General features: G+C 41.0%; 9 protein-coding genes. 5 read left to right on the top strand and 4 right to left on the bottom strand.

Translation table 11 applies throughout. The annotated features are described in order from the left end of the window. Positions 1–3: 3 nt before the first annotated feature. Complete coding sequence (locus ACMZOO_RS17995; protein ID WP_440906620.1) at positions 4–1740, top strand: hypothetical protein; 1737 nt, start codon at positions 4–6, stop codon at positions 1738–1740. After that, positions 1733–2731: a Kelch repeat-containing protein gene (locus ACMZOO_RS17990; RefSeq protein WP_440906619.1), complete on the top strand. Its 999-nt coding sequence runs from the start codon at positions 1733–1735 to the stop codon at positions 2729–2731. Before ACMZOO_RS17995 ends, ACMZOO_RS17990 begins: the two co-directional genes overlap by 8 nt. Here ACMZOO_RS17990 and ACMZOO_RS17985 read toward each other — a convergent pair. Continuing rightward, positions 2718–4166: an FAD-dependent oxidoreductase gene (locus ACMZOO_RS17985; protein WP_440906618.1), complete on the bottom strand. Its 1449-nt coding sequence runs from the start codon at positions 4164–4166 to the stop codon at positions 2718–2720. The two genes, ACMZOO_RS17990 and ACMZOO_RS17985, sit on opposite strands and share 14 nt — an antisense overlap. Positions 4167–4505: 339 nt before the next feature. On the opposite strand from ACMZOO_RS17985, the gene ACMZOO_RS17980 reads away from it, so the two are divergent. Together ACMZOO_RS17980 and ACMZOO_RS17975 are read left to right on the top strand one after the other, a co-directional pair. Beyond that, positions 4506–7220 carry a TonB-dependent receptor gene (locus tag ACMZOO_RS17980; protein ID WP_440906617.1) on the top strand — a complete coding sequence of 905 codons (2715 nt, stop codon included), beginning with the start codon at positions 4506–4508 and terminating at the stop codon, positions 7218–7220. Positions 7221–7346: 126 nt separating this feature from the next. Beyond that, a complete protein-coding gene (locus tag ACMZOO_RS17975) occupies positions 7347–8339 on the top strand; it encodes a sensor domain-containing diguanylate cyclase (protein ID WP_440906615.1) in 993 nt (330 codons plus the stop codon). Here ACMZOO_RS17975 and ACMZOO_RS17970 read toward each other — a convergent pair whose 3' ends face one another. After that, on the bottom strand, positions 8340–9038 hold the full coding sequence (locus ACMZOO_RS17970) for an esterase/lipase family protein (RefSeq protein WP_440906614.1): 699 nt from the start codon (positions 9036–9038) through the stop codon (positions 8340–8342). A 144-nt stretch (positions 9039–9182) separates the two neighbouring features. Here ACMZOO_RS17970 and ACMZOO_RS17965 point away from each other — a divergent pair, with 144 nt between their 5' ends. After that, complete coding sequence (locus tag ACMZOO_RS17965) at positions 9183–9881, top strand: 3-keto-disaccharide hydrolase (protein ID WP_440906613.1); 699 nt, start codon at positions 9183–9185, stop codon at positions 9879–9881. Between the two features lie 63 nt (positions 9882–9944). Here ACMZOO_RS17965 and ACMZOO_RS17960 read toward each other — a convergent pair whose 3' ends face one another. Then, on the bottom strand, positions 9945–11033 hold the full coding sequence (locus tag ACMZOO_RS17960; RefSeq protein ID WP_440906612.1) for a Gfo/Idh/MocA family protein: 1089 nt from the start codon (positions 11031–11033) through the stop codon (positions 9945–9947). Positions 11034–11040: 7 nt separating this feature from the next. After that, on the bottom strand, positions 11041–12384 hold the full coding sequence (locus tag ACMZOO_RS17955) for a divalent metal cation transporter (protein ID WP_440906611.1): 1344 nt from the start codon (positions 12382–12384) through the stop codon (positions 11041–11043). Positions 12385–12389 lie beyond the last annotated feature (5 nt).

Here is a 12389-nt window from a genome sequence, read left to right as displayed (position 1 = left end):
AATATGAAAAAAATTTATTATTTTGCCATCGCATTGTTTTGTGGCATAACTTTGTTGGCGTGCAACAGCCTTAAACACACAGCACCTGTGGTTAAACTAGCGACCTACAATTATCATAATTTGCCTGCTGGCGTTCAGTCGGACAAGTTTTCCGTCACTGTTGAAAATTCTCCGTTGGTGTTATTACAAACCACCCCACCACCTTTTGAAATGTCGTTATCGATAAAACCCAAATCAAAAGATGGTGCTGAAAGTTACCGCAAACAAAAGCGTAGTTTTGCTTGGGGGCAATTCTCGTTCGATCTCAAACAAGGGCCAGTTAATCTTCAAATAACAAAACAAGATGCAAATTCAGGTGCGGTTACTGACATTATTATTCGCCCTAAACAACTTGAAAATATCGCCTATAAAATTATTAAAAAAGATTTAGTCAATCGTAAAGTTGAGCTACAAATACTCCAATCAAACCGCAAATTGTCGGTTGAATTTGTAGACGCTAGATATGCCAAAGAAAAAGACTTGCCACTAGATGCGCTGCTCATTTTTGCCGACCAAGCTGAATATATGGATTTAGCAGCCCCACCGTCAAAAGTATCGCACGAGACTTATTTGGTAGATGCAGCTCAAGGTTTTGACCGCAACAAAGCAGCACTAGCAAGCGCTGTATACTTTCAAGCGGGTACACACAATGTAGGTTTATGGTGGGTACCAGCTAAAGTTAAACATGTTTATCTTGAAGGCGGCGCATATGTAATGGGGTCGATTAACAGCGATCACTCAGGGAAAAATGGCCAATCTGGTTACATATTGTCAGGCCGAGGGGTAATTTCCGGTGAAAAATTTCCATGGCGAGCCAGTACTAAATCAGATGGCAAAGAAGCTTGTGTCGACCAACAGGGTTATTCAGCCGGTTGCCCAAGCGAAGGGGTAAAACCGGTTGATATCGACCAGAACGACTTTTTAGTTGAAGGTGTCACCTTAGTTAATATTCCTTTTTATGCCTTTAGTGTTCGCCCTGAATCTAGCTTTGCCCGCTCACAAGTTAAAGGCAAAGTACGCAACGTAAAATTAATGGGCATGTGGCGCTACAACAATGATGGTTTTGATTTGCCAGCGAATGTAGAACTAGATGATTGTTTTGTTGCAGCTATGGATGATGCATTTAAGGTTTATCACGACAATGTAAAAGTTAAAAACTGCGTTGTTTGGCAAATGGACAATGGTGGTATTTTTCAATTTGGTTGGTTTCCAAAAACGGTTGATGGAGCACTAATCGAGGACATACATGTTATTCATACCGAATGGACAGGTTTAAATAAAAATCGTGGTTTAGCTAATTTAACTGAACGCCCTGCCGGACATAAACGTCAGGGTTTAATTGAGAATATTCACTTTAAAAACATATATATGGAAGGGCCAGTTTCGCGAGTTTTTTATTTGCGCAATGAGTTTTATCCAAACCAGTCGTACGCCAATTGGACATTTGAAAACATTCATGTCGAACACATTCCAAGTTATCAGCAACTTGTTGATATTAAAAAACAATATGGTGGAAATGGTGATTTAAAACCAGACTTATTATTTAACGCGGTAGAAAGTTTAAGTGAGTCAGCGTCTATCAAAAATATTCGCTTTAAAGATATTTATATTTCAGGTGAAAAAGTTACCCAACAAAACGCAAGCACCACAGGGCGTTTTACTTTAACAGTTAAAGATGGGGAAGAAGTAAGCTTTGAGTAAATTCACTTTATTAGGCTGCATGCTTGCAGCCTTTTTGTTGCTGAGTGCCTGTGTTAAGCAAAACATACAATCAAGCCAAGCTAGTTGGCAAAACATACAAACGATAGGCACGCCACATCCGCGTCACGAAGCCACTTTTATTGAACTCAACGGCAAATTTTATGCACTCGGCGGCAGGCGTATCCAGCCAGTAAGCATATACGATCCGGCAAACAATAGTTGGACAGAAGGTGCTAAACCACCTTTTCAAATACACCATTTTCAAGCGGCTGTTTATAACAATAAAATTGTAATTGCAGGCGCTATGACAGGTGGTTATCCGAACGAAACTGCCGTTGCCAATATAATGTTTTACGATCCTAAGTTAGATGAATGGCAACAAGGGCCAGAAATACCAGCAGACAGACGCCGCGGTGGTGCAGGTGTTGTAATTAAAAACCACACTTTATATTTATTAGCGGGTATTCAAAATGGCCATGTAAATGGCTGGGTTAATTGGGCTGATAGCTACAATTTTAAAACCAATAAATGGCAAAAACTAGCGGATGCGCCACGCGCCCGCGACCACTTTCAAGCGGCTGAGGCGGATAATAAAATTTATCTAGCGGGAGGACGCACCACCTCACAAATAACCAAACAAGTGTTTTCGCTAACCATAGCAGAAGTTGATGTGTTTGATTTAACGACTCATAGCTGGTCGACCTTAAAACAAAAGCTACCAACACCCAGAGCAGGCAATGCAACTTTTAATTTAAACGGCCATATTGCTGTGTTAGGTGGCGAAACCGATCGCCCGACGCCGGCACATGCCGAAGTTGAAGTATATAACCCACAAACAAAAACTTGGTACAAGCTACCTAATTTAAACCAAGGCCGACATGGCACAGGGGTTGTTTATTACAACGATGCGTTATGGACTTGCTGTGGATCGGGTGCAAGAGGTGGTAAACCAGAATTGTTAACCACAGAAAAGTTAGTTATAGAAGATTAACCGCTAACTCTGCTGGATAACCACGCGCCTTAGCATAAGCTAGGGCTAACTCTGTTACTTGTTTTTCCTTACAAGCTTGAGTAACTGGGAAATAATGTTTATCCAGCCCATCACCGAGCTGATTTGAATCGACCAATCCGCCGTTTAGTAGATCACGTAAAATCGCATCTGCTGCATTTAATGCCGATGATGCTTTTACAATTTCAGCTCTAGCGTATCGCTTATGGCAGAAAGAAGCCGACATAGCGCGTAAGTCTGGATCTTCGCCCGGAATTTGTTGTGCGCCAAACATAGGTTTGCCATATACCTGAGCGGATAAAAATTCTGGGATAAATTGGCTGATATGTTTAATTGCGCCTAAGGTGCGCGACTGCACAGTCGCCGCTGGCCATTGGTGATATATTTTATCTAAAAAGATTTGTGGTAATTTAGGTTGTGCACTGTTGTTATTACTCGCTACCAAACCTTGTTCAAATAAGGTGATCTCTTTGGTCATCCCATGCAGTTGAAAATAGCCATTATGGTAAGGCGTTAGTTGTGCCATGCCTTGCGGTGTACCGCGCTCACCATAAAATAACACCTCAGGCCAAAGCCCCTGACACTGCGGCCAATGTGCAACATAGGCAGCTTTAAATTCAACCATGCGCTGCCTGTTTATATTGATCAGGTCGTCTATTTCGCCACTTTTAAAGCCACAGGCGTTAATCACATAATCAAAATCTAATTGTGAGGTTGCTTTTGTATGCTGATTTTCAATGGTTAACTGCCAACCGTCAGGTGCTACTCTAGGAGATATGCCAGTAACTTTGCTGGCTAGTTTGATATGGCAGCTGGCTAAATTTTGTTGAGCTAACTCGGCAATTGCCGCAATGCGAAATGCCGACCAGCCATATTCTTGGACTAATACCAGCGGAAATTTTAATTTAGACATATCAACATGCTTGGCAAACGCGATTAACCAATCGCTGCGTTTTGTGATTTTTGTCGGCAGCGGACTCTTGGCTAAAGCCTGTAATTGCGCTTGTGAGTACAATTCAAAATATTCGTCTGGTTCACCAAGTACTTTATTGCTTGCATCGTCTTTGACTAATTGGCTATATCTTTCACGCAGTTTGCTTAAACGTGGTAATAAATCCAACGGTTCGGTTTTTTCTGTTTTCGGTAAAGCAACAAGTGTTGCGCGCGCATTAATAGCTAACGGGAATACTTTTGCAGTTTCAATAGCTTGCTGCAGCAAGGTTAAACATTGCTCATCGGATATTTCTCGGTAAAAATTACCACCAGCATGTAAATGGCAAAAAGGCGGGCCATTAACTAAGGTATCCCCCTGTTCAATTACAGTGGTATCAATTCCGAGTTCAGAAAAACGTAAAGCTATAGTGGCGCCAGCAACACCGCCGCCAATAACTGCAACTTTAGCCGAAGGTTGGTTCATTCTCGTGTGCGATCAAGTCTAAATCGGTTATTGTAATAGATCTAAACCTAGTCACCAACAGTTAAAGCTTATTATCAGACTATAGAGCTAAATTAATATAAATTTAGCTCTATGTCCTGAATAAAAGCTTAAGATTGGCTGACTACCAACCAGTTATTGAGACATTTGGGTATTTTTTGAATCCATAACCCCTTATTTTTCTCGTGTTAAAACGACATTTTAAAAAGAGACAAACGGCCACTCGAAAACATTGTTAATAATATATTACATTATTTGAGGTATTTGGTTACCACCAACTACAGACAAAAAATTGATAAATAACAAAGAACCGAGGGAAAGATGTCAAAATTAAATTTAAACCGTTCACTTGTGGCCGCTACAGTTACAAGTATTCTGACCATGCCAAACATAGTTCAAGCACAAACTAATTCAACGGCAGAGCCAGCTGAAGTCATTCAAGTAAAAGGTATTCGTGGCAGTTTATTAAAATCAAATGATGTTAAACGCGAAGCGATTAATGTAGTAGATGCGATTACAGCGGAGGATATAGGTAAGTTTCCTGATCAAAACTTGGCTGAATCGTTACAACGTATTACTGGCGTTTCTATCGACCGACAAAATGGTGAAGGCACAGGTGTAACTGTGCGTGGGTTTGGCCCAACTTTTAACGCAGTGCGTTATAACAACCGCACGATTGCCACCACCAACACTGAACGAAATTTCGATTTTCAAATTATCGCGCCTGAGCTTTTAACCGGTGTTGAAGTGCATAAATCCCCTACTGCTGATTTATCCGAAGGTGGTATTGGTGCAACTATCAATATGCAGGCCGCTAAACCATTAGCTAGCCCAGGTACTAAATTAGTTATTTCAGCTAAAGGTACACATCAAAATATTTCTGGTAAAACCAGCCCACAGATTTCAGGTTTATACAGTACAACTTGGAATGACGATTCTATGGGCTTCTTGGTTGGTGTTTCATATTCAGATAAACAAAGCCGCATCGACCGATTCGATTTACAAGACGTTGGTTATGCGTCGACTTTTATCGATACCAGCGACGATGGTGTATCAAACGATAAAGTAAAAGGCCGTCATCCAAATAAACCAAATTTTACCGCTGAAGTTGAAGAGCGCGAACGCTTAAGTATCGCCTCTACTTTTCAATGGCGTGCAAGTGATGAACATACAATTACCCTAGATGCCATGCTGATAGATTTTGGCAACTTCCAAACTCGATATGGCACCCAATTTTCGCCTGAAGGCGGCACAGTAAGAACCAACCATGTACAAGATGAAAATGGCACTTTTGTAAAATTTACTGCGCCAAACAATCCGAATGATATTGAAGTTCGCCCATTTCAAGACGATACCAAAACCCATTTAATTGGTTTTAATTACCAAGGTATTTTAAGCTCAAGTTTGTCAGTTGCTGCGGATATTTCTTATTCAAAAGCTGAAAATGTGCATCGTGAAGATCAGCTAACACCAGGCGCTCGTTTTAACTATGAATTCGATGCAACCACTGGCAATAACATCCCAGACATCACAACGCCGGGCACAAATATGCAAGACCCAGCGCTTTTTCAAGCACACTTTGTTGGTTTGCGTGAGCAGCAACGTCAAGATTCAGTGTTAGAAGCAAGGTTTGATGCTAATTTAGATTTATCTATCGGCATACTTGAAACATTAGAAGCGGGTTACTTTTTGTCAGATAGGGAAAAATCACAGGTCGGTTATGTGAATAATCAAAACTGGTGTGGTTTAGGCTGTGGCAGAAATGCCGACAAATTTGATCTACCCAATGATTTGTTTAAACCTTTCCCATTTGATAATTTTATGTCGCAAGAGCCTGGTAATTTTCCACGCGCTTGGGCAACTTTTGATGCCGATGAGTTTTTAGCATTTGTTGAAGAAAATGCGCCCGACACATTAATAATGACTAAACAAGCTGGCCAAACCTTTACTACAGATGAAAAATCAAATTCGCTGTACGTAAAATTAAATTTAGGCGGCGAGCTTGCTGCTATGCCGTGGTCGGGTAATTTTGGTTTACGTTATGTCAATATCGAACGTACAACCTCAGGTGTGGCACAAGACATTCAGTTCAACTCAAGCACCATAGTTCACCAAGGCGGCTCTAATATCGCGTTTGTCGGCGAAGCTGAGCCGTTAACCGCGAAAAAAGACTTTGATACTGTGTTACCTAGCTTGAACTTTAAGCTAGAGTTATCCGATGAATTAATTTTACGCGCATCTGCATCCAAAGTGATGACACCGCCTGGCATGTCGCAATCATCTGTGCAAATGAGTACCAGTGGCATCTTCGAAAATTTTGTTATTAATGGCTCGAACCCACAATTAGAACCCTTCCAAGCTAAACAGTTTGATCTAGGTTTAGAATACTATGCTGACAACGGCAATGCCGTTAGTTTAGGTTTATTCTCAAAAGACATCACCACAGGTATTGAACAAAGTGTTACCCGTATCGATACTGGTTACGATGTGCCAACTTTAGGCCGATTGTTTGCGCTGGATAATCGTTATCAAAATACCGATGGCGGAAAAATTAGCGGTTTTGAATTAGCCTTGTTGCACAACTTTGATTATCTACCCTCACCATTTGATGGTTTGGGAATTCAAGCAAACTACACTTACGCCAAAAGCTCATCTAACGATAAAAAAGACCAGAGTGATAGGTTAGATAATTTTGCTTTACCTACAGAAGAAGGTGTCACTGGTTTTGCGAAAAATTCATACAACTTAATTGCTTTTTATGAGAAAGGTGATTTCGGTATGCGCCTAGCTTATAACAAGCGCGACCGCTTTATCTTACAAGGTGAAGGCGGCGGTGGCGACGCACGTTATGGCCAAGCATATGGCCAGTTAGATATGAGCGCGTCTTACGATATATCTGAAGATGTGGCGGTCTTTTTTGAAGGCACTAACCTGACTGATGAAGGCACAATTCGTGAACAATCGTACGGCCGAATATACAGTGTTGAATACGCTGGCCGACGTTTAGGCGCGGGGGTAAGAGTTAATTTTAATTAGCCATCAAATTGTTGGGCGCGGTTATGCGCCCTACAGCCTTATGTTTCTCGCCATAAACTCGCCTAGAATTGCAAAAATGACCATGAGTCCTATACTCAATGAAGTTATATTTTTGAAATTTCTTCCATGTCAGAACTTGAACACGAATATATTGCATTACCGATAAAATTTATCGAAGAGCTGAATTTGGCCAGTGATCTCGAGCAAACTTTGGCATGTATAGCCTCTTGGTGTTACTACATTTTCGACGTTTCGAGAGTGAGTATCACGCTATACAATGAAGACTCAAAAGCACTTACTGTATTTTCATTGGCGGGCAACACAGCTATAGAGCTTGGCACTGAAATGCCGGTTGACGGCTCTTTTGTTGGTCAGGTTTTTCAACAACGACAAGCCGATCTTTATTCACATAGCAGTGGCAAAAATTACATTGATACAGACGCGCTCGCGCGAAATGGCATCTTCGCTTGTTTTGACGTGCCCTTGATCAAACAAAATGTATGTTACAGTACACTCAATTTTGGCTTTAGTGATGAAGTAACTTCACAGTATTTTGATCAGCGCAGCGCCAGCACATTTGCCAACTTTCTTTCTGTATACATCTACATGCATTACAGTTATAGCCAAGAACACGATTTAGCGAGGAAAGATCCGTTAACTAAACTGCCAAACCGTCGTGCACTTATCGAAGATGCCAAACGTTTAATTAGTCAAAACGAATCAAATCTTCAATATTACCTGCTGCTTATTGATATAGATTATTTTAAAAATATTAACGACACCTTCGGCCATGATTTCGGCGATAAAGTGTTGGTTAAATTTGCCCAAGAGCTCAGTGGCTGGTTTGCCAAAGAGTCAGTGCACTGCTATCGCTTAGGTGGCGAAGAATTTGTCGTGTTAATTGAGAAATCACAATTAGACAAGCTAGACGATCAGCTAGAGTCTTTAACTCAATTAGAGCTTAATTTGGAAGAACAGGTTATTTCGATTTCAACCAGCATAGGCCTCTCTCAACTACAAACGAACGAGAGCAGCATAGCTAAAGCGCTCTCTCGCGCAGATCAAGCTTTGTACCGGGCTAAAGATTTAGGCAGAGGTTTAGTAATAAAAGCTGAATAACTATTTTTTGAACTTGCCTGATTTCAAGAATGTGATTACTTGTTCAATAACCTCTTTGTTTTTCATCATAAATGTATGTGTGACTGGCATAACCACATGGTCAGTCATTCCTTCTACCTTAGTACGCGCTACTGATACTTTTCCATCATCTGGATCTGGCAACATCTGAGAAAGAATTGGGTTAAAAGTTGAGCTGCCGGCAATAACGCCCACTGGATAGGTAACCGGGCCAAGCGTATTTGGAACACTATCTTCGCTCGTACCAAGCTGTAAACCTGCTGGTCCGTTGATTAATTTGAAACCCGGCAGTTTTTTAAGTTTGTCTACAACCTCACTTCCTTTGTTTGGTGGCCCCAGCATGACCACTCGACCTAAATTTTCTAGTTTGTTTTCACTCAAATATTTCCTTAAAACAATGCCGCCTAATGAATGCGTAACGAAATTGATCTTTTCAATGTCAGCGTCACCACATTGCTCAATTGCCTTAGGTAAATGAATTTGTGCTATTTTTTCAATTTTTAAATCAGTGGAAGGATATCCATAATTTAAAACCTCGTAGCCTTCGTTTTTGAGCTCTTCGGCTAACCTGTTCATTGAATTTTCAGTACGTGCCATTCCATGCAGCAACACAGTACACTCTTTAGCGAAAGCTGTGTTACTTGTGATTAATAGGAAAAAAACGACTAATTTTGTTTTCATTATTCCTCTCCTTATCCTGCTATAACACTTATTAATGTGGTTTTATGAGTGGCAATTCAATCCCCACACACGGGTAACTTTTACCTTGCAGACAAAACTGATAAACACTAGAATTGGTCAGGCCAATTAAATCAAGGAATAAATATGCTAAAAAGTTACCTAGTGCTTGCCGTTTTATTATTAAGCAGTTGTGCAAATACCAGTGTCGAAAAGAACAATAAAACTAATTTGCTTCAGTCTTTAGACCAATGGCAAAACGTCTACAATGATGGCGAAGCTAAGCTGGTTGACGGTGAAATTGAGCTTATCTCCAAACGCAATTGGTTTTACCTAACTAAAAAACAATATAAAAACTTTATATTCGAGGCTGAAGTTAAAATGCCATCAGGCATTAGCGAATATTACAACTCAGGTTTTATTTTCCGCGCACAAGTTAGAGACAAAGGTGACTTCCAAGAAGCTTATGGTTACCAAGCCGAAGTTGACCCAAGCGACAGAAAATGGAGTGGCGGTTTATACGACCAAGGCCGACGTGAGTGGTTAAACCCTATACATCCAAGCCGCTCTCACCCAGACGAAGATTTTAAACAAAATTTGTCACCAGATTGGACGGTCGCAAAATCGAACGCTTACAAAGCGGATGAATGGAATCAGTATAAAATTGAGTGTATCGGCTCAGAGATAAAAATTTACCTCAATGGTGTGTTAACCACACACGTAATTGATACTAAAGATGCACAAGGTTTTATCGGTATTCAACACCATGGCAGCAAAGCTTTTGCTGAAACTGGCGCTCGCGATAATGTGGTTAGATTTAAAAATATCGTGATTACTGAGTTATAAAGGATTATTTTTAAGAGTATTTTGCCCGATGAAGGTTCGGGCAAATTGACTCTGTTCAACTACTCAAACTAAAGCTTCATCTGCTACTTTCTGTGCCAGCATACTTAACTCTGCTGCTTTAAAAGTATGTGCTTGTTTCATCGCGAATTCTGTGCGGTTAATACAATCTAAAATCAATTGCCCAAAATAGGGAAAGTGCGATTGGCCGTAACAGTCAATTTCGCTTTCAGATTCTTGTGTCACTAAAAATATCTTAGAAACCGGTGCTTCGCGCGCAACATCCATATATTTTCTAATTTCAATGGTGCCTTCAGTACCAACAATAAAACTGCGACCATCACCCCAAGTAGCTTGGCCTTGAGGGGTAAACCAATCGACTCTGGTATAAAACGAACAACCATTATCTCCTGTCATCGAAGCTTCACCAAAGTCTTCTAATTCTGGTTTGTCCGCATTATTTGCATTGCGCACACGGGCAAAATTAATGCTAGCGTCGCTTGCGCCCGAGTAGGTTAAAAACTGCTCTACTTGATGCGAACCTATATCAGTTAAAATGCCACCATAACTGGCTTTTTCAAAAAACCATGCTGGGCGATTTTCTTTGGCTAATCTATGTGGCGCTAAGTTAATGACTTGAATAACCTTACCAATTTTACCTTCTGCGATTAATTCACCGGCACGCCAAGCCGCTTCATTGTGCAACCTTTCTGCGTAATAGACTGCATAGATGCGTTTTGTTTGTTGTTGTACTTGTTTAACTTCGGCCAACTGTTCAAGCGTGGTAAATGGCGATTTATCGGTAAAATAATCTTTACCCGCTTGCATCACTTGTATACCTATTTGCGCTCTAACATTAGGAATAGCGGCGGATGCAACCAGTTGCGTTTGTTCATCTTGTAGTATTTGTTCAAAGCTGTCGGCTACTTGCACACCGGGGTATTTTTCACAAAATGCAGCGAGCTTTTTCGCATCAGGTTCGAACACATATTTAAGCGTTGCACCCGCTTGTAATAATCCATTGGTCTGACCAAAAATATGCCCATGATCTAAAAACGCCACTGAAAAATAAAATTGATTAGGCTCAACAACTTTAACCGACTGACCAACAGGCGCATAAGTTGCGCCGTCTTTATGATTAACTTTATTACTCATGAATTATTTAACCTAACTTGATAATCATTGCGTAAACAACACTTGATAGCACTGCTGCTATACATAAAGCCATTGCTGCATTAAAAACTAGTTTGTTGCGTCCAACTGGCGTTGCATCACCTAAATAAGCTTTATTATTGTTTAACAGCGCCCAACCTATATAAGCGATAGGCAATAAAAACCCACAAATTGCTGAGGTCGGCACTACTAGGTAAGGGCCCATTTGTGACCAATAAAATACCCCAAGTACAGCAGGTGTTGGCGCAAGCAAAGCGAGCTTGTATTTGAAGCCATCTTCCGGCCAGTTAAACATAGCCGCTGCAGCAGAGCCACAACACAACATATGCATTACTAACGAGCCAACAGCCATGCCTAAAATGCCAAAGGCAAATATTAAACGACTAGTTACTTCGTCTAATCCGGCCGACATAAACATAGTGCCTGCTTGCATTGGGCTTAACTTACCTTGAATATCCATATCAGAGCCGAAAAACGCCCCAGCCGCTGCGATAGAAATTAAACTTGTGACTAAAAAATATGGCAGCACTAAACCTAGTGCAATATCGTAGCGCGCCAATTCGGCATGCTGTTTATTCCATTTTTTATGCAATAAGGTGTAGCCGTAAATAAAGGTCATATTGATACCAACTGCACTGCCTAGTGCCGCCATGACAACGGTAACGCCAGCACCATCAGTTGGCAGGGATGTCGGCACAAAACCAGCTAAAACCGCGACCCAGTTAATTTTACCGTTAAGCGCAGCGCTTATTACAACCCAAGCAAACGCAATAATGATCATACCGCTGAGTAATTTAATCCCAGTTTCAAATACTTTAACTGCACGGCCATGCGAGCCATAACTCCAAGCTGTATAGGCACATCCTGCCCAAACCAGCAAAGCTAAAATGAGTAGATAGATATCGTGATCTAACCCAGAGTCATTATCGACAGTAACACCTGTGCTAACAGCAATAATTTCTTCAAGCATACCTGCGCTTAAAGGGTAATGGGCAAAGCCCCAAATAATTGACGAAGCAAAAGCTGCAATCGCCCAGCCCCAAGCGAGATACACGCTGACGTGTTTTTTCATTGCTGAAAAAGGTTTAACTTGGGTGTGTAATGTTTGATGCGACAAAGCAAATAACATGATGCAGCCAATTATCATGGCGATAGGTTGCACCCACAATAATTCGTAACCAAAAGTAGCGCCTATGGTTAGAGAAGTAACCGCACTGCCACCACCTAAAGTCATAGCGCCTTGCAACCAACCCGGGCCACTTAATTTGACATAAGCAGGCACACGCTTAAACCATGGCTGTTGTGATAGAGCTTGTAAATTATCTAACGACATAAATT

Source organism: Catenovulum sp. SX2 (genome assembly GCF_052056295.1).
Lineage (GTDB): Bacteria > Pseudomonadota > Gammaproteobacteria > Enterobacterales > Alteromonadaceae > Catenovulum.
This window is presented reverse-complemented; position numbering and strand designations above follow the sequence as displayed.